Source organism: Fannyhessea sp. C0108B2 (assembly GCF_056583915.1).
The window spans coordinates 30,856-57,154 of sequence record NZ_JBWPJQ010000008.1; the positions used below are offsets into that span (position 1 = coordinate 30,856).

Below are 26,299 nucleotides of genomic sequence, written 5' to 3' on the forward strand. Positions count from 1 at the left end.
TTTTTATGAATATCAAGGATATTGCGCGAATTTCGGGCTATAGCGTTGGAACAGTTTCGCGTGTACTTAACAGTAGTTCTAATGTGAGTCAAAAGGCTCACGACCAGATCATGGATGTGGTAGAGAAATATCAATTTGAGCCTAATGCTAACGCACGAAGTCTCAAACGCATTGAAACACATTCCATTGCCGTTATGGTTAAAGGTCGCTACAATCCGTTATTCGCCAATATTCTTGAAAAGCTTCATACCTATTTGGATATGCACGGTGAAAATGTATACGTTGCATATTTGGATGAGGACGAAAACGAAGTACAATTTGCGCTTCGTTATCAAACTGCGCATAATCCGCGCGGCATAGTTTTTCTTGGTGGAGAGCTTGAGTACTTTAAGCGTGATTTTTCAAGAATTGTTTGTCCTTGTGTTTTAATCACCAATTCTACGCAGTCTTTGCCTTTTGATAATTTGTCCTGTGTTTTAACTAATGACGGACAAGCGTCTGCTGATATTGTAGATGTCCTCATTAAGGCGCATCATACCAAGATTGCTGTTATTGGGGGTAACCTTTCTCAGGGACAAATTAGTTTAAGGAGGCTCTCGGGAGCTATCAGAAGATGTGCGCAATCACAGATTCCTTTTGATATGAGCCTTCAGTACGAGCCCTGTCATTTTTCAATGCAGGAAGGTTACGATGCTCTTATGCGTCTTTTAAGACGCGTTCCTGATACAACGGCTATTTATGCCTTAGGTGATGTTATAGCTATTGGAGTTATGAGAGCTCTGCGCGATATTGGAAAGTCTGTTCCTGAAGATATTTCGCTTGTTGGTTTTGACGGTATTGAATCTGCTCAATTTTGTATTCCACGCCTTACAACAGTCAGACAGGATACAACACGTTTAGCTGAAAGGGGAGCGTCGATTTTGCTTTCTATGATTGAAGGTACTTCTCGGGGGAATCTGTGCGAGATTGTTGCTCATACTGTGTTAAAAGGTGAAACTGTTAAGGATCTGTCTGAATCACATAACTAGCGTTATCATAGACACTTGTTTTGTTGTTGAGAGTTTGTTTGAAAGGAGAGAAGTCTTTATGCGTTCTGCAGGAATTTTACTTCCTATAACTGCTTTGCCTTCTCCTTATGGTGTGGGTACGATGGGCCAATCTGCTCGTGAGTTTATTGACTTTTTGCATGATTCGTCACAAACGTATTGGCAAGTTCTTCCCATTGGACCTACGAGTTTTGGTGATTCACCTTATCAAAGTTTTTCCACCTTTGCTGGAAATCCTTATCTTATTGATTTAGATACGCTCATTGCTGAAGGACTTTTGTCTCAACGTGATGTGAAGGCTGTAAATTGGGGTAGTGACGCCCAAAAGGTTGATTACGGTCTTTTGTATAAAAATCGTTTCAATGTTTTACGCAAAGCCGTTAATAAATTATGGGAAGACCATACTTTTGAGGTTTCGCAATTTTGTAAGCTTGAACATTCATGGTTAGATGACTATGCACTTTACATGTCCTTAAAGGATGCAAATGGTTCCAAGCCTTGGACTTCATGGCCAAAAGATGTGCGCCTGCGTGAACCCCAAGCTTTAGAGCAAGCGCGCAAAACCTTATCTTCTGATATTAAATTTTGGCAAGGTGTCCAGTATTTCTTCTATAAACAATGGGATGAGCTTCACTCGTATGCTCATGATAATGGTGTACAGATTATTGGAGACTTACCTATCTATGTTGCTGCAGACAGTGTTGATACGTGGTCACATCCCGATCAATTCCAACTTGATGAGCTTCGTCTTCCCACTGAGGTAGCAGGATGTCCACCTGATGGTTTTTCTGCAACTGGTCAGCTTTGGGGTAATCCTTTGTTTAACTGGGATGTTATGAAAAAAGATGGGTATTCATGGTGGCTCACTAGAATATCTGCACAATTTAGACTTTTTGATGTTTTACGTATAGATCATTTTCGTGGATTTGATTCTTATTATGCAATTCCTTATGGTGCTCAGGATGCATCCGGTGGTAGATGGCGTAAAGGACCAGGTATTGCGTTCTTTAATGAGCTTAATAAGAAGCTTGGCAAGCGCAATATTATTGCCGAAGACTTGGGATTTCTTACGCCTTCGGTTATTAAACTCCTTAAAGATTCTACCTATCCTGGCATGAAAGTACTTGAATTTGGCTTTGATAGCCGCGATTCTGGTGGTAGAACGTATCAGCCGCATAATTATCCAAAAAATTGCGTTGCCTACGTTGGAACGCATGATAATAGTACGGCACTTGGTTGGTTTGAAAGTGTGGATAAAAAAGACGCTGATTATGCGCGTAAATATTTGCATATAGCAGACGGCGAAAGTGTTGCATGGGCTGCTATGCGTGGTATTTGGTCATCTGTTGCTAACACCGCAATTGTGCAAATGCAAGATGTTTTGGAGCTTGATGATTCTGCGCGTATTAATGTTCCTTCTACCTTGGGTTCTAACTGGACATGGCGCTATCGTGCTGGAGATCTTTCTGAGAAACTTGCAAAGCGCCTCAAAGATCAAATGTTCTTGTATGAGCGTTTAAGCCAAGTTGATATACAAGCACTCGAAGAAGCCGAGGCTGCTCGTAAGGCTCGTGAGGCTAAGAAAACGTTAAAAGATTCGCCAGTATCTAAATCATCACAAGCTGTTTTAGATACTAGTGATGACTCTAAAAAACAATGTAAGTGTGGATGTAAGGGCAAAAAGTAGGTTATGAACATCGGTTTATACATATGAAGGAGCATAAAGCTAGCTTTGCTCGTGTTTGCATGTTTTATGTCTTTCTAACCAGTGTGTAGTCGATGAAATAATTATAGGAGGTTGTAGTAGATGAACTTTGAAGATAGAGTTCGCGAATTTTTAAGTCAACATAATGTGGCTCCTGAGGCTGCAACTGGCGAACAGCTTATGCAAGCATTGACAAGCGCACTTCGCCAAATGCAGTTTGATGCGCCAAAAACTCAAGGTAAGCGTAAACTTTATTACTTTTCTGCTGAGTTTTTGGTAGGTCGTCTGCTTCGTGCCAATCTTATTAATTTAGGTTTGGTAGATAGAACAGAAGCTCTTCTTCAAAGTTGGGGAACTACCTTGGCTGAGGTTGAGGATTGTGAGCCTGAACCCTCTTTAGGTAACGGTGGTTTGGGTCGTCTTGCGGCTTGTTTTATGGATTCAATTGCTTCTCTTGGATTGCCTGGAGATGGTGTTGGTCTTAATTACCACTATGGATTATTCCGTCAAGATCTTTCTCAAGGCTATCAGCTTGAAGAGCCTAATCCCTGGATTGAACGTGAGTCTTGGCTTTGTTCTACTCCATTTACCTTTGATGTTCCTTTTGCATTTGGTAATTTACGCGCCAAGCTTTTTGACATTGAAGTACCTGGTTATAAAAATGGCGTGGTAAATCGTCTGCATCTGTTTGATGTCGAAAATCCAGCGCCTGCACCCGAGCATGGTATTTCGTTTAACAAGAATGATATTGAGCACTGTCTCACCTCATTTTTGTATCCTGACGACTCTGATGAGGCTGGACGTCTTCTGCGTGTATATCAGGAATATTTCATGGTTTGCGCAGGTGCTCAACTTATTCTTCATGAGATGGACGAGGCAGGTCATCCACTTGATCAGCTTGATAAGTTTGTAGCTGTCCACATTAACGATACGCATCCTTCTATGGTTATCCCCGAGCTTATTCGTCAGCTTGTAGCACGTGGTGTTTCGGTTGATAGGGCTGTGGAGATTGTAGAAAATACTTGCGCATATACCAATCACACTATTTTGGCAGAAGCGCTCGAAACATGGCCAATTGACTTCATTTCTCGTGTGGCACCTCAGCTTGTACCTATTATTCAAGACCTTGATCGTCGTGCGCGTCTTCGTACACAAAACGAAAAGCTTGCTATTTTGGACAAGAATAATGTTGTTCACATGGCTCATATGGATGTTCATTTTTGTTGCAAAGTTAACGGAGTCGCTGCACTTCACACCAAGATTTTGGAAGAGTCAGAAATGCACGGCTTCTACCAGCTTTATCCCGATAAGTTTAACAATAAGACCAATGGTATAACTTTTAGACGTTGGCTTATGGGATGTAACCCCGATCTTGCTAATCTTATTACTCAAACTATTGGTGATGCCTGGATTAAGGATGCTTCACAGTTAGAGCACCTTCTTGATCATGTTAACGATGAAAACCTTCTTAACGCGCTTGATGCTATTAAGACTACAAATAAAAAACGTCTTGCTGCATGGCTTGAGAAAAAAGAAGGCGTTCAAATTGATACCAACGCTGTTTTTGATGTTCAGATTAAACGTCTTCATCAGTACAAGCGTCAGCAAATGAATGCTTTGTATGCTATTTGGAAGTACCTTGATATTAAAAATGGACGCATTCCTTCTCGTCCGTTGGTAATGTTTTTTGCCGCAAAAGCTGCGCCTGCATATATTCTTGCAAAGGATATTATCCATGTGTTGCTTTGCCTTTCAAAACTCATTGCAAATGATCCTGCTGTTTCTCCTTGGCTTAAGATTGTTGTTATCGAAAACTATAATGTAACAGTTGCCGAGCATCTTATTCCCGCAGCTAATATCTCTGAGCAGATTTCGCTTGCTTCTAAAGAGGCCAGTGGTACTGGTAATATGAAGATGATGGCAAATGGTGCGCTTACCTTGGGTACGCAAGATGGAGCCAATGTAGAAATCGTAAATCTTGTTGGCAAAGAGAACGCGTATGAGTTTGGTCGCACCTCAGAAGAGGTTATTAAGCTTTACGCAACAAATGGTTATCATCCTACCGATTTCTGGAAGGGAAGCGATATTGAGCGTTTGATCGACTTTATCGTTTCGCCTGAGATGCTTGCAATTGGTAAGTCGGAGAGCTTAACGCGTGTTTACAAGGATCTTTTGTCGCACGACTGGTTTATGACCTTGCTTGATATCGAGGATTACATCAAGACCAAGGAAAAATGTCTTGCCGACTTTGAAGATCGTCATGCATGGATTAAGAAAACGCTTATTAATATTGCTCATGCAGGGTTCTTCTCATCTGACAGAACTATTGCAGAGTACAATCGTGACATTTGGCATTTAGTTTAGTGTTCACGTACTTCGTGCTACACTTAAATGCAGGTAAATGAGGGGATAATGGCGTAAGCCGAACATGTAAGGTGTGTTGATAGAAAGGATTGATCATGGCAGAGGTAAAGCTTCAGCATATCGAGAAAATTTATCCTAATACCGAGAAACATAAAGGTGCTAAAAAGCAAAAACATAACCTCAAAGTAACAGACGAGGGTGTTGTAGCGGTAGAGGATTTTAATCTTGACATTGCCGATAAAGAATTCATCGTACTGGTAGGACCTTCTGGTTGTGGTAAATCCACTACCTTACGTATGGTTGCTGGTTTGGAAGAAATTACGCGCGGAGATTTGCTCATTGGCGGTAAGCGCATGAATGATATTCCTCCTCGTGAACGTGATATTGCTATGGTTTTCCAAAACTACGCTCTTTATCCTCACATGACTGTACGCGCTAACATGGAATATCCTTTAAAGCTTCGTAAGATGGATCCGGCAAAAATTAAAGAGCGCGTAGATCAAGCTGCCGAGATTTTGGGCATTACCGAGTATCTTGACCGCAAACCAAAAGCCCTTTCTGGTGGTCAGCGTCAACGTGTTGCTATTGGTCGTGCTATTGTTCGTGAGCCTAAAGTTTTGCTGATGGACGAGCCACTGTCAAACTTGGACGCAAAGCTTAGAAACCAAATGCGTGCTGAGATCATTAAATTACGCCAGCGTATCGACACAACCTTTATTTATGTTACGCACGACCAAACCGAGGCTATGACGCTTGGTGACCGTATTGTAATTATGAAAGATGGTATGGTTCAACAAGTTGGTGCTCCTCAAGAGGTATTTGACCATCCTGCAAACCTTTTTGTAGCAGGCTTTATTGGTGTTCCTCAGATGAACTTCTATGATGCTCACTTAGATCTTGATGACGAAGGCAAGTATGTTGTTGACCTTGCTGGTCATAAAGTTGTTTGCTCACCTGATAAGCAAGAAAATCTTAAGAAGCACAACGTTAAGCCTCAAGATATTACACTGGGCGTTCGTCCTGAGCATATCGGTCTCTATGGTGAGGGCAGCGATATGATTGAAGGAAAGATCGAAGTTACTGAGCCTATGGGTTCAACGGTACATCTTCATGTTAAGGCTTGTGGATCTGATACCATTATCATTGCGCAAACTGCAAAGCTTGAAGGCGAGAATCCTGCGAGCTTACCAATTGGTAGCCCCATTCAGTTCACCTTTGGTGGCAACGTTATGCACTTGTTTAGCAAAGAAACCCAAAAGAACTTGGAATTTGGCGCATAATTGTTCTGGAATTAGCGCATAAACCTTTTGAGTTTAGCGCATAATCCTTTTTATGAACACTTGTTTACCCACGGTGTATTTGGTATGCACCGTGGGTTTTAATGTAAAAGCTTTTGTATTTTGCAGCTTTTGCAACAAAAGTTTCAACGAGTTATTTTAGTGTATTCGCTTTCATGTATATAAAATTATATGTTATAAGTTCCAGCGCGCGCTCGCTTTTTGTTTAGTATTTTCTATGTTCTACCATTATATAGAGACTTAAATCACTTTTATTTTTACTTCGCGTGTATCCTAAATTTTGGGTGTACTTTTATTTGTATCATGCTATATTTAATGTATACAATCATTTTAATAAATATTTTTGTAAGAACGCATGAGTAGGCATAGCGAAAAGGGGAGTATGCGATGGAACGTTTAGAATTTTCTGCACGTTGCAACTGTATTGGATTTGACGCATATGTTCTTGCGAAGCAGATGTCACTTTCGGTTGACAAAACGCGCCCCTGGTTTGATATGAATTGGAATGCTGAGGTTCCCGCGACTGCTGTCTTCACGCTTACTAAAGCGGAACAAATTCATTTTCAGGTTATTAAATCTGCGCTTGCCATTATTCACGAAAAAACAAGCGGTCTTGCTGCTGGTAAAACCATTAAGTTGCCGTATTGGGCAAATCAGAGAAAATACGACAACCTACACACTGATAATACCGCCTCTTGTGATTATCGTGTTGCGAATGCTCGTTTGGTTGCACTTGCACAGATTTTATCTCAAGAAGGTTTTAGCATTCAGTGGGTTCAGCCACAAGAGCCAGGTGCATATGTTATTTCGGACGATTCACTGCTTGCTAACCTTGACCTTTAATCATTAATTTCTGGCTTTAGACATATCTTTACCGCGCTCTTTATGTGTTTTACCAGGTATTTTAATAGCTTTCATTGCCAGGCTACATACTCATAGCTCTAGGTGATTCTTTCTCATTCTTCACATGTAGAAATTGTATAGTTTTGTTAATCGGTGAACGGTTGATTTTTTCGGTAAATACATGTGAAAATAGATTTGCATATGGATACTACTATGTTTGCGCTCACAACGCTCTTGGCTTGTGTTATGGGAACAAATATAGACCCTATCTATATGCATATCGTGCTTGTTTCTAAAAAATATTACCTTTATGGTTTGATCTCTATAAAGGCAATGCTTTATGAGCTTTGGGACATCTAGGATTTGTATATTCCTCTATTGAAACAAGCGACACAACAAGGGAAAGGAATTCACTTCGTGATTAGTTTCCAACAATTTCTAGGGATGCTTCAGGTTAACCCCTTTTTAGCAATTGTTGTTGTACTTGTTTTGGGAACAATTTTTGTTAATGGAGCAACGGATGCGGCAAACGCTATCGCAGAGCCTATTGGCACGCGTTCGATTAGCGTTAATGCCGCTATTTTTATGAGCGTCATCTGCAACTTTGTTGGTTTGGTGCTCATGAGTTTTATTTCCACTGCAGTTGCCGATACGATGAGCGGTATGGTTAATTTTGGTGGGGATACTCACGCTGCTTTAATTGCTTTAGCAGCAGCAACTGTTGGTATTGTTGCTTGGGGTGTAGGCGCCTGGGTTTTTGGTATTCCAACGTCTGAATCTCACGCTTTAATTGCTGGTCTTACAGGTGCGGCGCTGGCAGTCTCAGGAGATTTAAGCGGCGTCAATATGGGGGAGTGGATGAAAGTAGTCTACGGCCTCATTTTTTCTTCAATTGCAGGTTATGCTGCTGGTTGGGTTGTTGTAAAGATTATTCGCAATGCGTGTCGCAATGTGGATCGCAGACGTGCTGATGATATATTTGGACGTCTACAGGTTATTGGTGCAGCAGGCGTAGCTCTGATGCATGGTGCACAGGATGGCCAAAAGTTTATGTCTACAGCAATGCTGGCAATTGCGCTATCGGCAGGCATGCAAGCTAGTGATCTCAATGGCTTTCCTTTATGGATTGAAGTATTGTGCGCTTTGACTATGGCTGTAGGTACAGCAGTAGGCGGCAAACGCATTATTAAAAAAGTTGGCATGGAAATGGTACAGATGGAAAAGTACCAAGGTTTTGCCTCTTCGGTGTCTGCTACCGTGTCTTTATTTGTTGCAACGCTTACCGGTCTTCCCGTTTCTACAACGCATGCAAAAACCGCAGCTATTATGGGTGCTGGTGCAGCTAAAGACGTGCGTAGCGTTAATTGGGCTGTTGCAAAAGAAATGGTTTATACCTGGGTATTTACATTCCCTGGTTGCGGTATTATTGGGTTTGTTCTGGCAAAGCTGTTTTTGCTCGTTTTTTAGTATCAAATGGGTAGCTGCTAGTACGGTGATTTGAAGCTACCTGTGTTCAACTTTTAGAAAACACTGTGTATTGTATGCGTGTTATTGCATGCATGAAAGACAATCAAAGGAGTACTCATATGGGACGCATTAAAAAAGAAGACATTTTTTACACGCTTTTTAAAGACTTTGCTAAAGATATTACGAAGGCTGCCGAGGATTATGCAAAACTACTGCATGATTACCCTTCAACAGTTAATTTGATTCCTATTATGAAATTGCACGAGGTTCACTGCGATGAGCATGTAAAAAAGATTATGGAAGAGCTTTATTCTTCGTTTATTACACCTTTTGATCGTAATGATATTTCTGACCTTGCGCTTCGTTTGGACGATATTGTAGACTCAATGGAAGGTGTTGCAATTCGTCTTGAGCTTTTTAATACATCAGGAACAAGAACGGAAGCCACGCAGCTTGCTGATTTAACACTTTGTGCAGCTAAGGAAATCGAAAAGATGATTTCTTGCCTGCCCGACTATAAGAAAGATAAACAAGCTTTAACACATTCTATTGAGGTTGGTCATATAGAAGACGAAGGCGATACGGTGTATGAGAGCGCTTTGTATCGTCTGTTCCACGACGAAGATCTTCCTGATGCGCGCCGTGGACATGTTGTTTCTTGGCTTCGTCTTTTTGATCGTATGGAAAACACACTTAATGCATGTGATAGAGCTGCTGGTGTGGTAAGAAACGTTATTATGAAGAGCGCGTAATTGCATGTAAGCATCTGTGCTTTTTAGAGCATATAAAGAATCCTAATAATCGTTTAGAATTTACACCTACATAAGTTCCATAAAGCTCTTATGCTTTATGGAACTTTTTGTCCTAGCGCCCCATATGCTGGTGTTTAGACACTTGTGTACGGGCGTAGATGCTAACGTCTATGCAGGTGTCTTAGCAGACGCAGATGTCACGCGCGTTTGCGCGGGCGCAGGAGTACCAGCGCGACATTGCTTCAAGGTTACTTTCTTATTAATTATCTCGAACAATCTCGGATTGTTGTTCATAGATGATACAATACCCATCAAGTTTTATAGAGCTTCAAGCGTGTAAACCGTTCCAAGCGTGCAAAGCTTTTTGGTTGAAATGTAAGAAAAGCTTTCCATGCACGCAATGTTTTCACGTACGACCGCCGTTTGTACCAAGCTCATTCATAGCGTATAGTTCCTGTAGACTTTTGGAGACGAGGTAGACTATGAACTCACTCATTGCACTTACCGATGCTATAGATTCGTACATGTACTCGTATCTTTTAGTATTTCTTTTGATTTTGTCTGGGGTGTATTTTTCGATTCGTACGCGTTTTGTACAGTTTAGATTGCTTGGCGATATGTTTTCTGTGCTGCTGGAAAAGCGCCACGTCGACGGTCAAGAGGCGGTATCATCCTTTCAAGCGCTTATGGTCTCCACAGCGTCTCGCGTGGGTACGGGAAATATTGCAGGCGTTGCTACAGCCATTGCCACAGGTGGTCCAGGCGCTGTATTTTGGATGTGGATCATGTCGTGCATTGGCGCTGCGTCTGCGTTCATCGAGTCTACGTTAGCGCAGGTATGGAAAGTGCGCGGAGACGAAGGAGAGTTTCGCGGAGGTCCTGCGTACTACATTAGTCAAGGGCTTGGAATTCACTGGCTTGGCGTTATTTTTGCAATTTCGCTTATCCTTTGTTTTGCCGTAGGGTTTAACGGGCTTCAGGCATACAATTTGAGCTCGTCTTTTGAGTACTTCATTCCCCAATTTAGGGAATCCCACGCTGATTTTGCTATCGCAACATTACTTACGGTTACGACAGCGATGATTATTTTTGGTGGAGGCAGACGCATTGGTATGTTGTCTTCCATTATTGTGCCACTTATGGCGCTTGTGTACCTGGGCTTTGCCGTTGTCTTGACGGTGCTTCGTTTTAGCGATTTGCCGCGCGTCTTTTCGCTTATTTTTGCGTCGGCGTTCGATTGGCAATCGATTTTTGGTGGGTTCATGGGGTCAACCGTTGTTATTGGCATTAAGCGTGGTCTTTTTTCGAACGAAGCGGGTATGGGGTCAGCGCCAAATGCTGCAGCAGCGGCTTCGGTATCGCATCCCGCAAAGCAAGGTCTCGCGCAAACCCTTTCGGTTTTTATCGATACAATTGCAATTTGTACCTGCAGTGCTATGATCATTCTTCTCTTTTATGTCAGCGGATCGCCAGAGAAACTCAATGGTATGCCGCTTGTGCAGGCAGCCGTCAAAGCAGCAGTAGGAGAAGTAGGCATTTATGTGATAACCTTCGCGATTGTCGCGTTTGCCTTCTCGAGTATAATTGGTAATTATTTCTACGCGGAAAGCAACATCAAGTTCATCAAAAACAATAGAGTTGTGCTCTTTCTCTTCCGCATTCTTTGTTGTATTGCTGTGTTTATGGGTGCACAGTCGAGTTTTGATCTCGCGTGGAACGTCTCGGACATTCTCATGGGCATCGAAGCTATGATCAATATCATCGCAATTCTCCTTTTGGGTAAATGGGCTATAGCGGTACTTGTGGACTACCAAGAGCAAAAGAAAAAAGGACTCGATCCGGTATTTGTGGCGAGTGATATTCCTGGTTTGCCTGCATGTGAGTGTTGGAATGCACCGCGCGAAAAACTTGAGTATATGGAGCATGCTCAAGCAAAAGAAGCATACAAACAGCTTTCCGATGAATTGCTTCGCGATTAACAAAGGTCTCGTGCAAAACATTGTGCGCATGTGCCCGCTTGCAGTAACAGACGGCAAGCATAAAATCGTGAAAAATAAGCCCACGGTGTCTCGGATGAGTCGGCGTGGGCATTATTAATTTTTACGGTACTGTCGCTTGTGCTGCAGTCCACACAAATGGTTTGGACTACCTATGCAAGCTCTGTTGGCCATACACAATCGTCGGGCATAGTAGCAGATCCGTCGGCAATATCAGAGGGAATTGAGCTATCCGATTTCATGAGCTCTTGGATACTTACGATTTTAAAGCCATCCGCAATAAGTTTATCCAAAATTTGAGGAAGTGCCTCTAAATCTTGGTCGCGCTTTCCGCCACCGTCGTGCATTAAGACCACGCTACCAGGAGTAACATGTTTTAACGCGCCATCAATAATTTTATTAACTCCAGGTTGTTTCCAGTCAAGGGTATCTTGGGTCCATAAGATCTCAGATGACACAATTCCTTGACTATCAAGCCATGTTTGCGTGGTGAAGTCACCGTATGGTGGTCTAAACATCGTAGTTTTGATGCCAGTTGCCTCTGAGAGCGAATCTTTAACCTTACTGAGCTCCTCGCGCAACTGATCGGGCTTTTTCTTTGACAGTTGTGGATGCGTATAGCTGTGGCCTGCAATATAGTGACCTTCGTCCAGTACCTTCTTAGGTTGCTCTTTCATGTTGTCAACGTTTTGACCGATGTTAAAGAAGGTAGTTTTAATGCCCCTATCAGACAAAATCTTAAGGTATCGATCGGTATAAATACTTGGGCCGTCATCAAACGTAACAGAAATGAGCTTTTCTCCGTTATCGGGTTTAATATTTTGACCGTGGATGACGCAATTTTGTACTTCTTGAATAACATCACCATCTGCCGTGATGCCAGATTCTTTACCAGTTCGGATTTCTTTTTTACCAACTTTGCCCCACTGAGCAACATAGCGCACCGTTGCCCACGCTACACCTGTTGTTGCAAGCTTAGGTTGAGTTTCTTGAATTTGAACGTCGTAGTCTTCCATGCGATTGTTACCGTTGGCAAAGTTTACATGCTCACCACCAGCAGCGCGCCAATTGGCAAATTCTTTTTCGTCAAGATCGTTGTCATCGATAGAAACACTGTAGGGATAGCCCTGCGCATCTTGCAAAACACTACCGTCAACTGCAATGTAATTACCCGGATCAACTGATAGGCCTGCTTGCTTATAGAGATCGTCAAGCGTTGCACCTGGTCGAACAGATATCTTTTGGTCATTAACATAGACGTCAACTTTACGTTGCAACCAGGCAAATAAGCCAGCTCCAACAGCAGCAGTACCAATACATCCCCAGATAAAGCGCCTTCTGGTTACGGGAGTTTTTTTGTATGCCTGTGCGGCATAAGCAGCACTTGGTTCTACCAGCTCGGTAAGTACACCGCGATCGCTGTCAACAGAGCTTCTTTTGTAGTGACTCATTACATCGAGCGGCGCTTCAACATGATTAGAAAAAGAGCCAAAGGTGGTCTGTGTATCCTGACCACTATAAGATGCTGGTTCACTGCTATTATCTCCTACATCTGTAGGCTTTTCATGAATTACATCTTGTTGATTAGCTTGCTGCTGCAACTCTTTTTGTTCTTCTTGTTTGACAAAAGATGCTGCATGACGAGGGTGTGAATGTTTACTCTGCATACGTTTTCCAATGGACATTTTTACACACTTCTTACAATATTGTTCCAAACACTATAGTATCTAAAAGGTACTATAGTAAGTTAGATAGAGGTTATTTACCTCTTATATAACTATCTGTAAGTTTACCCTGTATTGATATATGGAATAGGAGTTTATATAAAATGCATAAGAAAAATTTGGATTGGTCGGCGCTTACATTTTCATACAAACCCTGCGATTATAGTTATGTATCAAACTATAAAGACGGAGCATGGGACGAGGGTTGTCTTACAACTCAGCACAGTCTTACTATCTCGGAATGTGCTGGTATTTTTCATTATTGTCAAGAGGTTTTTGAAGGGCTTAAAGCATATTCAACAAAGGATGGTCGCGTTGTTTGCTTTAGACCCGATCAAAATGCACAACGCATGAGTGATTCCGCAAAGCGTCTGTGCATGCCTTCATTTCCCCAGGAGCGTTTTGTAGCTGCAGTTGAAGAAGTTGTTCGTGCAAATGCTGATTGGATTCCACCTTTTGGATCGGGAGCTACGCTTTATATTCGTCCATTTATGATTGCAACCGGTGACGTTATAGGTGTTAAGCCTGCAGATGAATATCAATTCCGTATTTTAGTAACGCCAGTAGGCCCCTACTATCAAGGTGGTGTTAAGCCAGTTCGCGTACGCGTGCCAAAATATGATCGTGCAGCACCGCATGGTACCGGAAACATTAAAGCAGGTCTTAACTATGCTATGAGCATGTATCCATCAGTTGAGGCTCATAGCTTAGGTTTTGCCGATAACATGTACCTTGATCCTCAAACACATACCTTTGTAGAGGAGTCAGGTGGCGCAAACTTCCTGTTTGTTGATGCACAAGGGCATCTTATTGTTCCTCAATCGGCAACTGACTCTATTTTGCCTTCTATTACACGTAGATCGTTGGTTGATGTTGCAGAAAAACTTCTTAACATTACTGTTGAGGAGCGTCCGGTGCGTTTTGACGAAGTTCACAATTTTGTTGAGTGCGGTATGTGTGGTACAGCAGCTGTTATATCACCTGTTGGTGAAGTGCAAAATGGTGACGAAACCATCGTATTTGGCGCAGGCATGAAAGAAGTTGGACCTGTTATGAAGCTTCTTCGTAAAACGCTTACCGACATTCAGTCATCAGAGCGTGAAGATACCTTTGGTTGGGTTCACGAAATTACTCTTGAGGTATAATAAGGAACGTTATAGTTAGTCCATATACTGATGGTAAAAGGATGATGATTGTGGCACAAAGGATTCAAGGAACAGAGGATTTGTACGGCGACAACATGCGTGCATGGAACTTTGCACTTACCTGTGCGGCTGAGCTTTTTAATACACATGCATTTGACATGATAGAAACTCCTGCGCTTGAGCAAGTTGATACATTTGTTCATGGTATTGGCGAATCTTCAGACGTTGTGCGTAAAGAAATGTTCAGAGTTTTTTCTGGCGCTTTGTTAGAAAACCTTTTAAGCTCTCAATCTGAACAACATCTTAAACCTAAGCAGCGTATGGCACTTCGTCCCGAAGGAACCGCAGGCGTTGTGCGTGCTGTGGTTGAACACAATCTTATTCCACAAGGTGCTTCTCCGCTTAAAGTTTGGTATGGTGAAGCAATGTTTCGTGGCGAGCGTCCTCAAAAAGGCCGTCTTCGTCAGTTTCATCAAATAGGTTGCGAATGGTTGGGCGCCGATGATCCATGTGCTGATGCCGAGTGCATTATGATGCTTATGGAATTTTACACGCGCATGGGTTTTGAGCCCAACCAGCTTGTTTTACATATCAACTCTATGGGCGATCAAGCTTGTAGACCAGCTTACCGTGAATCTGTTCGTGCTTTTATTAATGATCACCAAGACCAGATGTGCCCAGATTGTCTTGAGCGCGCAACTATCAATCCATTGCGTGCGTTTGATTGTAAAAATGAGCATTGTCATGAAATTATGTCTGATGCTCCTCTTGCAAAAGATAATCTATGCGCTGAGTGTAAAACTCATTATGAACGTGTTAAAGCGTTTCTTGATGAGGCACATGTTGCCTACGTTGAAGATCCCACACTTGTCCGTGGACTTGACTATTACACACGCACTGTTTTTGAAATTGAATGTCCGCAAGCACATGTTGGTTCCATTGGTGGCGGCGGTCGCTATGATGGACTTGTTGAGCTCGAAGGAGGCCGTCCTACCTGCGGTTTGGGTTGGGCGCTTGGCTTTGAGCGCATGATTTTGGCACTACAAACATTTGGCACACAGCCATGGAAAACTGCCCCTGCTTGTGTGTATGTTGCCTTTACTTCTGACGCCGAGCGCATGTATGCGTTTAACGTTTGTGCGCAACTGCGAAAAGCAGGCATTCGTACCGAATCCAATTATCAAGGGCGTTCTCTTAAGAGTCAGTTTAAGCAAGCCGATAAATTAGGTGCTCGTTTATGTGTAGTCATCGGTGAGCATGAAACTCAAAATCAATCGGTTACGGTGCGCGATATGCAAACGCATGAGCAAACAGAAATTCAATTAACTAATCTTGTTTCCCAGCTTACGGCAAAACTCTAACGAGTGCGCTTGCTGCAATATGTGCGTGTTGAATGGCTATGCATTACCTAATGCATAGCCTAAGTAAGCTACCATAAATATTGCCACGACTGTTATGAGCGCCGAGTAGACAAGCGCCATAACTGTTATTGCAAAGTATATGGTCTTCCATACGATAGTTAAGATGCGCTGTCGTGCATTCACTGGTTTATGAGCTTGTGTATCGTCTTTTTGAGCTAGGTTTTGATAAACTTTGATTCCTATCGAAATTGCAAGCAAGATATACGCAACACAGTTAACGCCAATAATAACATAGAGTACGTCGAATGTTGGTAGAGCTAGTGAAAACGGTAAAAATTTAAAAGAGATTACTGCAAGCATAAAGATAAGAGATAGAGCATGTGAGACTTGCGATACGCGTGTAAGATTTTTCATCTCTGACCTTTCTATGTCTTTTGATACACATACAGTATACTATAGCTAAATTGTTACATGAGAGGAGCGGCTATGAGACACCATAGTGCCTGTACCACCATTTTAGTAGGGAAGAAAGCTTCTATTGACGGTTCAACCATGATCGCGCGTAACGATGATACATTTAGACCCATTACGCCGCAAAAGTTTATTATTGAACCCGCGCGCACAAACGACAAAGGAAAAATCTTAAAGTCTTGGCTTAATAAATTTAGCATGGAGCTTCCTGCTGATGCCGATAGAGTTCCTGCAGTTCCTAATGTTGATTATAAAAAGTGCGGTTATTACGATGAAAGCGGAATCAACCAGCATAATGTTTGCATGTCATGTACCGAGTCTACCTATGGCAATTCTCTAACGCTTGCATTTGATCCTCTTGTTCGTGATGGTTTAGATGAAGACTGCATGCAAACCGCCGTGCTTCCCTATATCACATCGGCTCGTCACGGTGTTGAATATTTAGGTTCGCTCATAAAAAGGTATGGTAGTCCTGCAGGTAATTCTGTGTTATTCAGCGATAAAGATGATATCTGGTACATGGAAATTGTAACTGGTCATCATTGGGTTGCGCAGCGTATTCCCGATGATTGCTATGCTGTTGCTCCTAACTGTGTTTCTATTGAATGCGTTGATTTTGACGACCCTGACAACTTTATGTACAGCGAAGGTATTCGCGAATTTGTGGATACGCACCGTCTTAATCCTGACCGTAGCTTTTGGAACGTCCGTCATATTTTTGGTACCGCAACCGATGAGGACAGGCATTACAATACCTCTCGTTCGTGGTATGTTCAAAAATATTTCAATCCCGAGCGTGCCCAAGATCCTGAAGATTTTAATCTTCCGTTTATTTCTCGCGCGCAAAAGCTTATTACGCGTGAGGACATTCAATTTTTGCTGGGATCGCATTATCAAAACACTCCCTACGATCCACTAGGTCATGGCGCTGATGCTGATAAACATAAGTTTCGTCCCATTGGCCTTAACAGAACTCAAAATGCTCATATCTTGCAGATTAGAAACGACGTTGCAGGGGACAGAGCAGCAATTATGTGGCTTTGTATTGGAGGACCTACCTTTACACCGTTTATTCCATTTTTCACTAATATGAATGATACTGACGCTTCGTATAAAAACACGAGCATGACGTATAATGCGCGTGACGCATGGTGGTATTACAAATCGCTTGCCGCGCTTGTAGAGAGTCACTATGCTCACTTTGCGTTGCCAAATGCCGCGTATCTTGATGAGCTTAATCGTTGGTACCGTGCGCGTGTTGAAGAAATTATTGAGCAAAGCCGTGATCTTACGGGTGACGAGTTAACAGCGTTTTTGACAAAAGAGAATCAAAAGACTGTTGCGCATACGCGAAAAGAATCCGAAAAGCACATGGGCGAGTTGTACACTCAGGCCATTTTGCTGTCGAAGCTTACATTTAAGATGGATGCTAATTTATAGTTTGGCGTTACAAAAGGCATAACGACCATAGGGGAGTAAGGTTACTCTTGTATGGAGTGTTCAGTAGGGGATTAAAGGGAAACAGCCTGAAAACCTTTACGCGAGAATATAAGAAAGCCTACCTGGTGCACATTGCATTAAGTAGGCTTTCCTTGTTTTTGGTAATTACAGTGGTGCTTGCTAAGCACCCTACTTAAGACATTTTTATTTAAAACTTCTCAGATAACGGCACCCAGTGCTCGTCTGCCATATCTTCAGCAAACACCGTATTGTTAATGTAAAGGTCTCCATCTTTATCGCGTACAAAGCCCCAGTTTATGTCCTTATCATCTGCATACTGCTTGAACGCATTAAACTTATTTTCAATCTGTCGGTCAATATTTTTATCTTGACCACGTGCCTCACCACCCTTAGTTTCTATGACCCACACACTGCCGTCTTTCTTTTTAACAATGTAGTCGGCATAAAAGAGCCACTGATGTTGCAAGCCGTCAATATAGACAATGGAAAAATACTGCTGTCCCGCATCACCGTTTTTGTATACCCATTCAACATCTGCACGCGTCTCACAATATTTTTCAAACAGCATTTCAGAAGTAGAACGCACCAAACTTGTTGCATATCCTGACGTGTAGTCGTGATAGCTATTTTTGAGATATTCAACTTCGTGTTTAACACCTGCATCGTATTTGAAAAAGTCTTGCTCGGGAATATGAAATGTTGAGGTTTTTGGCTGTAGAACAAGCTCTCGCTGGACCATCATATCTGCCGTTACTTCTCTAAAATCTTCTTTGAGCTTATGAGTGTTGTTAATAACAAAGGCATAAAAATCAGTTGTAGGAAGACCAATTAGCTTCATATTCGTATTTCTTCCCTTACGGAACAAACGTTCCAATATAACCTTTGTTTTGGGCGTTGACATCGATATAGAGTTTTTTATGGCATCTACGCTATGTAAAAGCTCGATGCCGGGTTTATGAGTGTCTATACGCTTTCTGGTTGTATAAAATGACGTGGCATCTACTACCATATCTGTAAGAACATATCTACCATGCATCACATTTTTTACCAGCTCATGCGTAAAAATATAGCCGCCTGCCTCTAAACGTTCCTCATTTTCTTGCTTATTGTTGGTAAGCTTGTACTTTTTAATTAAGTGCTCAGCAATCTTGTGAAAAACTTCGCGCTCGCCTAATCCGTTAAAGTCCAGGTTGCGCATCTGTTTTTCTAGCGTGAATGTTTTGCACTCATTTTTGAGGAACAGGCGACGCGTCTCATACGCTTTATCCATTGTGGACAAAAGTCCTGCCTTGTACTTCTCATCAAAGGTGTAGACGTAGCAAAAATCAAGCAGGTCGTCGTCGTAGTGATGCGCTTCAGGCATACGGCGAATGCGTCCAATAGTTTGAATCTCGAACGACTCGCTCATGCCTTCGCGCAGCTTTACCAAAATCTTGGCGCGTGGACAATCCCATCCCGTAGATATTGCCTGTTTCATAAGTAAAAAGACAGGTATTCCCGTATTTGCAGTAAGATCGTCTGGAAGATCTTTTTTGTTTTCACTCATCCATTTGCTGACCATACCATTGTCATAGGTATAGCCCATCTCTTGTAGCTTTTCTTCTACTGCTTCTACGGTTTCGGGTTTTCCATTGGGAAACTGTATTAACACAAGGGGGCGAATGATTTTTCCTCGTTCCTTGTAGCGTGCCCATATTTCTTTACGTTTGGTGTCAGCTAATTCAAGCAGCGTTTCGTAGTCTTCACCGATGAGCAAATTGCTTGTGATACCCTCATTTACATAAAGGGCTTTTGTGATAAGTCCCGCTTCAATAACATCGAGCTCGTCAATTTCAAAAAACTCATATCGTTTGTTTTCAACAGCCGTTGCACTTACACGAACGATATGCTGTGCTGCAAACGCATCGATAATTGTCTTAGCTTTCGCCGTATTATTCGAATGTTCCTCGTCGATAATAACAATAAACTCTATGCCTGTACGGTGCGCCTCGGCAATACAATCAAAGAGGTTTTTACGCTCGCTATCGCGAATTGCGGTATTGCCATTTTTGGTTACAAGCTCCCAATTGATAAACGTAGTGCTCTCTTCTGAAAAACCGCTGGTAAGTGCATCAAAAAGGTTCTGCGTTTTCCTACTCGGAGAAAGTTTCCTCATTTTCTCGCGACTTTGCTCTTCAAGGTTGCCTTTACCGGGACATAACCAAATAAATGCAGTGTGCTTATCTACGTTGCTCAAATAGTTATCAATGTAGTCAATAAGGATAATCGTTTTACCCGAGCCGGTAGGCGCCTTCATAAGAATAGTTTGTTTAGCATCATCACGAGCGGTTAAGTCAATAAGCTTTGTAACCGCCTTTTCCTGAAACGCAAAAAGATTTATCGTAAGTCCTGGATTTACCATGCCTCGCCTACCTCCTTTAGTTCATATTCAAAGTAGTAGTCGGGGATAACGTGGATTTCTGCGCCTGCAAAGCGCACTTGTTGTTCGGTTGTAAGAAGCACCTCGCGCGATACATACATTGCGCGTACGCCCTCATAGCTTGACCAGTTTTTAGCTAGCGCGTCTGCCTCTTCGTCGCTAAGCACAATAAGATAGTGTTTGTTATCCAGCGTAATACCGTTTTCAAGCTCTACCATTTCTTTGATGTGAGAAAGGAGTTCTTCACTCACATCATCTGTATCTTTGGGAATAAAGTCAGTCTTGAAATATTTGAGGTTTGCAGGAATGCCTTCTACATTAACAAGCTCATTGCCATTTTTCTTCTCCTTTACATAACTGTAACCATGAATAACACGTTTGATACGTTCATAGGTAACATCTTCACATATGTTGTTCTCATTATTAGTGCAGAGAATAAACTTACGATTACCACCATCTTCCATGTTAAGTTCAAGAACAGCTTGAGCAGTAGTACCACTGCCTGCGAAGAAGTCGAGGATGGTAGGATTCTTGCCTACATAGATAGATAGCAGGTATTCTATCATGCTCAAGTTCTTAGGATTGCTAAAAGTAGCATCTCTTCCCATCACAGCTGAAAGAGTATTCGTGCCATCGTTTGTAGAGTATTCGATAATACTTCTTGAATTTCTTTCTGCAATAGAGGAATAGAACAAGCTTCCAGAAATGTTTTCAACAGATTCTTCAGGAACGAAAGTTCGTTTTTTTACTGTATAACGACCTGCTTTTCCTGTTATTACAATATTGTCAGATTCTGCATTAAATTTTTCTAAAGACCACGTCCAGCATCCCAATTTACCACGCACTTTTGGAGGTATAATGGCAACATAACCATCATTCAGTAAGTCGGAGCTGTGTTTGTATATTATGTTTTCATCATTAGATTCTTTAACAAGAGAAATGTCGTAGTCAGATACTGCTTTTTTAACCCCAGTAGATGGATTAAAATACACAGTGTATCCAAGGTTTGGACGAGCACTTAATACGCCACCCTCACCACGTGTAGTTATAGAATCATTGACATAGTAGTATCTGCCATTTTCCTCGTATACTGGTCGTAACTTTTTTTCCTTTCGTACTAATGTTGGCAACACTTTGGTTCCGTTTATAAATCTAGACTTCTTCCTATATGTGACTATGTACTCATGATTCTTTTGTATGTCCAACGTATCATTTTTTGCATTAAGTTTATTTTGAATAATAATACCTAAAAAGTTATCCATACCAAAAATTTCATCACATAACAACTTAAGCTGTGCAATTTCATTATCATCAATCGAAATGAAAAGAACGCCCTCATCAGAAAGCAGTCGCTTTGCTATCTCTAGTCGCTCATTCATAAAAGATAGCCATTTACTATGCCGGTAGGCATCGTCTTCACCAATTCTATAATCATCATAGATAAATTCCTTGCTTTTAGTATTGTATGGTGGGTCGATATAGATTACATCAATCTTTTCTGCATGTGTTTTCTCAAGCAACTTCAAGCTGTGCAGGTTGTCACCTTCAAGCAAAAAGTTATAGGCGTTTTCGTCAGTCGCTTTAATTTCACGCTCTTGTACTTCGCTAAACACAGGAATATTGTCCTGCATCATTATGTCAACTTGTTCTTCGTGCTTTTCCCACACAAGACCGTATTTTTTTGAGTTAAGCTCAGTTTCAATCTCATCAAGCGCCTGGAGCGTTTCATCATTGTCTTGATGTTCAGCTTTGATTTTATTTAAGAATGCCAGCATACGCTCGCGCTTTTGTTGTGATAAGTTTGCCATTACTTTTCATCCTCCGCAACAAATTCCAAAATATCGTCGTGCGTGCAGTGTAGAACCTTGCAGATACTTTCAACTTTTTCTAGTGATATATATTGTCCCGTGCGTAGTTTTGTAATAATGTTGGCGGAAATATTGCTCATTCTCATTAAATCCTGATTGGAAATATCTTCTTCAATCATACGATGTAAGAGTTTTTTATAACTAACAGCCATAGTTTCCTCCTTATTTCTTAATTAATAGTATCACGATTCTGTGAATATCTCGACGATATAAATAACCAATTGCACCAGAATATAAAAATTTCCTTTGCCATTTATTCAGATTAAATTCCTAAAGAGGTGCTTTATGGTCAAAAAGTTTTCTGAATCCTAATGCAAGTCGTCCAAGTGGCAACCTTTTTGCAGACACCACGATAAACCCCGTACATAGTATTTATGTTTCTGATGCGTTACTAATTGTATTTCATGTACACCTTTGTAAAAATACATGGTATTACTGTAATAACAAATTTCGAATTCCTTCGCCTCAAGGGTGGGGCGTTTTCAAAGTGTTAGTGATTTCGGATTTGTGGCGAAGCGTTTCGCAATACCTTTTAAGGTATTGCGTAACATGTTCGCAAATGTGTATGATAGTACAAGTTCTTAAAAACTTGGTGCTGCACTATAACCTAAAGGAGGTTGCCATGCTTGCTCAAACTGCGCTTACGTGTGTTGCGTCTGCTTCTAACAATTCTTCTGTACAGGCATGGTGGTGGCAATCTTTAGCTATGTGTTAATTACTCTGAAGTATTGCTAATTTTTGTTTAAGGCTTTCGGAGTAATTCTGAAAGTCTTTTTTATTTACATTTCTTTATACGTTTTTTATCAAATATATCTATGCTCTAAGCATGTTGATATCCACGAAAGGACTTATTATGTCATACGAACAAGCTCAAGAATTAAACACTCAAAACACTCAAAACACTCAAAACACTGTCAATCCTTTTGAAGAAATTACGAGCGATGTGTCACAAAACGCAACACCTCATCACGCACTTTCAATTTCGTCGCTTATTTTAACCGCTGTGCTTTTAGCTGCGGGTTGTATTTTGGATTTAACGGTAGCAAAGTCTTTGGCAATTACGGGAATTCAGCCCGAATTTGTTATTGCCTCGTTTTGCTTAAGTATTTTATTGCTTAAACCTAATGTAGTTCAGGGCATTATTATTGGCGCACTTGCTGCAACGCTTATTCAGCTCAATACGTCAATTCCTGGTCTTGAGTATGCATGCGATATTCCTGCCTCTGCTTGCATGACGCTTATGACACTTGCCTATACCCATATGTTCAACCATATTAGTGCTTCAAAGCTCGATCCATTTCCCTTTATTTTAACGTTTGTCACCACACTTATTTCTGGCGGTATCTTTGCAACCGTTGCAACCCTTGTATTCTTGCACCTCGAACTTGGTGCCGCTTTGGTAATGGCTCCTATTGTGGTGGGAACTGCTTTTGCAAATGGACTTGTGGTTGCCTTGCTGTATCAGCCTCTTAAATTGGTTTTGCACAAATAACGTCCAAGCTAAGTTCCTATGCGCAACAATCATGCGTGAGTATCTTGGTAAAAATTGCTATACTGACAAAATAGCAGCAAACACAAGCGCCTACGGTGAAGTATGCTTGGAATACAAGTTAAACTGCCTAAACGTTTTCATGGACTATAAGGGAAAGGGCATATGCGCGAAGATAAATCTATACCACGTGATGATGTTAAGCAAGATTTGCCTCATGCTTCACAGCTTATGCCACTTATCTCTTTTAAGCATGTAAGCTTTGCGTATGCAACGCAGCAGCAACCTCAAGCCGATTTTGCGCGCGCAGATGCTCATACAAAATCACATGGAAGCGTTTCCGCGGCTCGCTTGTCTCAGAGCCAAGTTTGTGCGCTTAAAGACATAAATACTTCTATTTATGAAGGTGAATTTGTAGGAATTATCGGCTCTACTGGAGCTGGTAAAACAACATTGGCTTCACTGATGACAGGAGCTATACCTCATCATTTTGCTGGAACATTAAGCGGTAGCGTTACGATTTACGCAAAAGAATCTCGAACACTATCGCTTACTCAAATTGCACGATATATTGCCTCGGTTATCCAAGATATTGATGCTCAAATGGTTGCTGGCAATGTTGAAGATGAGCTTTTGTTTGGCCTCGAAAATTTTGGTATTGCGCACGATGAAATTTATCCACGGATGGATGAGGCTTTGCGAGCGGTAGGCATTTTAGACTTAAAATATCGTGATATAGACACGCTTTCGGGCGGACAAAAACAAAAAGTTGCTATTGCTGCAATTTTGGCTCTGCGTCCGCGCGTTATGATTTTAGATGAGCCAACGTGTGCGCTTGACCCAGTTTCTTCCGAAATGATTTTTTCAATTCTTTGTGACTTAAATGCAACATACGGAATTACCATAGTGGTCATTGAGCAAAAAGTTGCACTTTTGTGCACGTATTGCCGTCGTCTGCTGGTATTGTCGCAAGGGGAGCTCTGCTTAGATGCGCCTATTGATGAGGCACTCAAGCAACGCGAACTTTTGGATTCGGTAGGAATTAACTATCCGCGTACTACGCGCTTAATTCAAACGCTTCGCGCGCGCGGTTTGAATGATTCAAGCACGTCGCACCAAATAATGCCGGTAAGCGTTGCCGATACCGTGCAGGTACTAGACGATATGCTTTCGTATGCGCCTTTGCACTCATTTGTGCACGATATGCATCAACCGCTTTCAGACGATATTATTGCGCGTGTACATGCATCTTCTTCACAACCCACATGTCCATCGCAGCAGGAACAAGATCGCCCAAAGACCTTGGCTTTTGAACATGTTTCGTTTTCGTACGCTGGTGCTCAAGAAACGCTAAGTGATATCTCGTTTTCACTATATCCTGGAGAGCTTGTTGCGCTTGTGGGACAAAATGGAGCAGGTAAGACAACTATTACCAAGCTCATAAATGGTCTATTGCGTCCGCGTGCTGGAACAATTTCTTTGTGCGGTACCTCCACACAAAACATGCCCGTGAGCACGCGCGCACGTTTTGTTTCTACGCTTTTTCAAAACCCCGATTATCAGCTTTCAAAACCCAGTGTTCGAGAAGAAGTTGCGTTTAGCTGTTTGTTAGTAGGAATCGATAAAGATAAAGCTTACGCTCGTGCCGATAAGGTAATTGATGAGTTAAATCTTGATCCTTCTGCCAGCCCTTTTATGCTTTCGCGCGGTCAGCGTCAGATGGTGGCGCTTGCAGCAACTATGGTAACCCGTCCGCAATTATTGCTTTTGGACGAACCAACTTGTGGTCTTGATTTTGTTGAGTGCCAGCGTGTAATGGAACATGTTATACGTTTGCAGCAAACGGGCTGTGCCGTTCTTATGGTATGTCATGACATGGAAGTTGTAGCCGATTACGCTACACGTCTTATGGTTATAAGCAAGGGGAAACTTCTTGCAACAGGGGATATGCAAAGTATCTTTTCTCAAGAGTCTCTTTGTGCCCAAGCTGCAATTTCTCCTTCTCAGCTGGCAAGTGTGGCACATGGCTTAGTAAACAAGTCATGGACGGTTTGCACCAACTGTTATACGCAAGAGTCGCTGTTAGAAGCATGTGCTCTCAAACACACGCGCGCTTAAGGAGTGTAGTATGAATACGATTCTTTCTTATCACGAAGGTAAAACGCTTCTTCATCGTGCAAATCCACTTTCAAAACTTGTTTTAGCAATGAGTGTAGTTATAGCCGCGTTTATTACTTCGGATTGTCGCGCACTTGTGGTGCTTGCACTTCTTATTGTGCTTACGATGTATTCAGCGCATATTTTATCAGCACTGCGCTCGTTGCTCAAAGCTATTTTGATTTTATCCTGTGTTATGTTTTGCCTTCAAAGCATGCTGAATCAAGGGGGGACACATCTGTTTTTATGGATAACAGATGCAGGACTTATAAGTGCATTGCGCGCGGCGCTTAGGCTCTTTTGTTTTGCATTGCCGCTGGTAAGTATGCTTTCGGTTACCAAATTAAATGATCTTGCTAATGCCTGTGTTGCTTATCTGCATATTCCTTATTGCTATGCATTTACTATTACAACTGCTATTCGTTTTGTTCCTATCTTTGCATACGAAATGACGCAAATTAGCGAAGCTCAAATGGCGCGTGGCGTTCAATTTGATACACCCAATCCGTATAAGAAACTCAAGCTTATGATGCCGCTTATTATTCCGCTTTTGGTTTCATCGGTTCGTAAGGCCGATATGTGTGCGTTAGCGGCAGAACAGAGGGGTTTTTATCTTCGCACAGCACAGAGTTCATATAAAACATATCCGTTCTTACCTCAAGATGGTGTACTTTTTCTCGTTTCTTTTATGTTAATTGCCGCTGCCTGCGCTTTTTCGTTACTATAAAAAGG

General features: G+C 41.8%; 19 protein-coding genes. 14 read left to right on the forward strand and 5 right to left on the reverse strand.

Annotated elements, in window-relative coordinates; genetic code table 11:
- The first annotated feature begins 5 nt into the window (after positions 1–5).
- The 8 genes from AC1DBT_RS04905 to AC1DBT_RS04940 all read left to right on the forward strand — a co-directional run bounded on the left by AC1DBT_RS04905 (position 6) and on the right by AC1DBT_RS04940 (position 11,454).
- The gene (locus AC1DBT_RS04905) at positions 6–1,028 is read left to right on the forward strand and encodes a LacI family DNA-binding transcriptional regulator (protein WP_480018832.1); all 1,023 of its coding nucleotides are present in this window, start codon (positions 6–8) and stop codon (positions 1,026–1,028) included.
- A 58-nt stretch (positions 1,029–1,086) separates the two neighbouring features.
- Positions 1,087–2,733 carry a 4-alpha-glucanotransferase gene (gene malQ, locus AC1DBT_RS04910; RefSeq protein ID WP_480018833.1) on the forward strand — a complete coding sequence of 549 codons (1,647 nt, stop codon included), beginning with the start codon at positions 1,087–1,089 and terminating at the stop codon, positions 2,731–2,733.
- 120 nt (positions 2,734–2,853) lie between these two features.
- Positions 2,854–5,115, forward strand: a complete 2,262-nt coding sequence (locus AC1DBT_RS04915; RefSeq protein ID WP_480018834.1) for a glycogen/starch/alpha-glucan phosphorylase — start codon at positions 2,854–2,856, stop codon at positions 5,113–5,115.
- 95 nt (positions 5,116–5,210) lie between these two features.
- The gene (locus tag AC1DBT_RS04920) at positions 5,211–6,395 is read left to right on the forward strand and encodes an ABC transporter ATP-binding protein (protein ID WP_480018835.1); all 1,185 of its coding nucleotides are present in this window, start codon (positions 5,211–5,213) and stop codon (positions 6,393–6,395) included.
- Positions 6,396–6,800: 405 nt separating this feature from the next.
- Complete coding sequence (locus AC1DBT_RS04925; RefSeq protein ID WP_480018836.1) at positions 6,801–7,256, forward strand: hypothetical protein; 456 nt, start codon at positions 6,801–6,803, stop codon at positions 7,254–7,256.
- Between the two features lie 417 nt (positions 7,257–7,673).
- Entirely contained in the window at positions 7,674–8,723 is a 1,050-nt protein-coding gene (locus AC1DBT_RS04930; protein ID WP_480018837.1) for an inorganic phosphate transporter, read from the forward strand.
- Between the two features lie 119 nt (positions 8,724–8,842).
- Positions 8,843–9,475: a DUF47 domain-containing protein gene (locus AC1DBT_RS04935; RefSeq protein ID WP_480018838.1), complete on the forward strand. Its 633-nt coding sequence runs from the start codon at positions 8,843–8,845 to the stop codon at positions 9,473–9,475.
- A gap of 482 nt (positions 9,476–9,957) precedes the next feature.
- Positions 9,958–11,454 carry an alanine/glycine:cation symporter family protein gene (locus AC1DBT_RS04940; protein WP_473225454.1) on the forward strand — a complete coding sequence of 499 codons (1,497 nt, stop codon included), beginning with the start codon at positions 9,958–9,960 and terminating at the stop codon, positions 11,452–11,454.
- Between the two features lie 170 nt (positions 11,455–11,624).
- Here AC1DBT_RS04940 and AC1DBT_RS04945 read toward each other — a convergent pair whose 3' ends face one another.
- A complete protein-coding gene (locus AC1DBT_RS04945; protein WP_480018839.1) occupies positions 11,625–13,139 on the reverse strand; it encodes a polysaccharide deacetylase family protein in 1,515 nt (504 codons plus the stop codon).
- Between the two features lie 161 nt (positions 13,140–13,300).
- On the opposite strand from AC1DBT_RS04945, the gene AC1DBT_RS04950 reads away from it, so the two are divergent.
- Positions 13,301–14,341, forward strand: a complete 1,041-nt coding sequence (locus AC1DBT_RS04950) for a branched-chain amino acid aminotransferase (protein ID WP_480018840.1) — start codon at positions 13,301–13,303, stop codon at positions 14,339–14,341.
- Between the two features lie 50 nt (positions 14,342–14,391).
- Positions 14,392–15,702, forward strand: a complete 1,311-nt coding sequence (hisS, locus tag AC1DBT_RS04955) for a histidine--tRNA ligase (RefSeq protein WP_480018841.1) — start codon at positions 14,392–14,394, stop codon at positions 15,700–15,702.
- Between the two features lie 36 nt (positions 15,703–15,738).
- On the opposite strand, the gene AC1DBT_RS04960 is transcribed toward hisS, so the two are convergent.
- Positions 15,739–16,116, reverse strand: a complete 378-nt coding sequence (locus tag AC1DBT_RS04960) for a hypothetical protein (protein WP_480018842.1) — start codon at positions 16,114–16,116, stop codon at positions 15,739–15,741.
- 72 nt (positions 16,117–16,188) lie between these two features.
- Here AC1DBT_RS04960 and AC1DBT_RS04965 point away from each other — a divergent pair, with 72 nt between their 5' ends.
- Complete coding sequence (locus AC1DBT_RS04965; RefSeq protein WP_480018843.1) at positions 16,189–17,613, forward strand: C69 family dipeptidase; 1,425 nt, start codon at positions 16,189–16,191, stop codon at positions 17,611–17,613.
- 208 nt (positions 17,614–17,821) lie between these two features.
- On the opposite strand, the gene AC1DBT_RS04970 is transcribed toward AC1DBT_RS04965, so the two are convergent.
- The 3 genes from AC1DBT_RS04970 to AC1DBT_RS04980 are packed head-to-tail and all read right to left on the reverse strand — an operon-like array spanning position 17,822 to position 22,073.
- Positions 17,822–20,035, reverse strand: coding sequence for a DEAD/DEAH box helicase (locus AC1DBT_RS04970; RefSeq protein WP_480018844.1), 2,214 nt, complete (start codon positions 20,033–20,035; stop codon positions 17,822–17,824).
- Entirely contained in the window at positions 20,029–21,861 is a 1,833-nt protein-coding gene (locus tag AC1DBT_RS04975) for a site-specific DNA-methyltransferase (protein ID WP_480018845.1), read from the reverse strand. Before AC1DBT_RS04975 ends, AC1DBT_RS04970 begins: the two co-directional genes overlap by 7 nt.
- A complete protein-coding gene (locus tag AC1DBT_RS04980; protein WP_480018846.1) occupies positions 21,861–22,073 on the reverse strand; it encodes a helix-turn-helix domain-containing protein in 213 nt (70 codons plus the stop codon). Before AC1DBT_RS04980 ends, AC1DBT_RS04975 begins: the two co-directional genes overlap by 1 nt.
- Before the next feature lie 701 nt (positions 22,074–22,774).
- Between AC1DBT_RS04980 and AC1DBT_RS04985 the strand changes: the two genes are divergently transcribed.
- The 3 genes from AC1DBT_RS04985 (at position 22,775) to AC1DBT_RS04995 (ending at position 26,294) form a co-directional block, all read left to right on the forward strand.
- On the forward strand, positions 22,775–23,413 hold the full coding sequence (locus tag AC1DBT_RS04985) for a tryptophan transporter (protein ID WP_480018847.1): 639 nt from the start codon (positions 22,775–22,777) through the stop codon (positions 23,411–23,413).
- A gap of 162 nt (positions 23,414–23,575) precedes the next feature.
- A complete protein-coding gene (locus tag AC1DBT_RS04990; RefSeq protein WP_480018848.1) occupies positions 23,576–25,528 on the forward strand; it encodes an ABC transporter ATP-binding protein in 1,953 nt (650 codons plus the stop codon).
- 10 nt (positions 25,529–25,538) lie between these two features.
- The gene (locus AC1DBT_RS04995) at positions 25,539–26,294 is read left to right on the forward strand and encodes an energy-coupling factor transporter transmembrane component T family protein (protein ID WP_311430938.1); all 756 of its coding nucleotides are present in this window, start codon (positions 25,539–25,541) and stop codon (positions 26,292–26,294) included.
- Positions 26,295–26,299 lie beyond the last annotated feature (5 nt).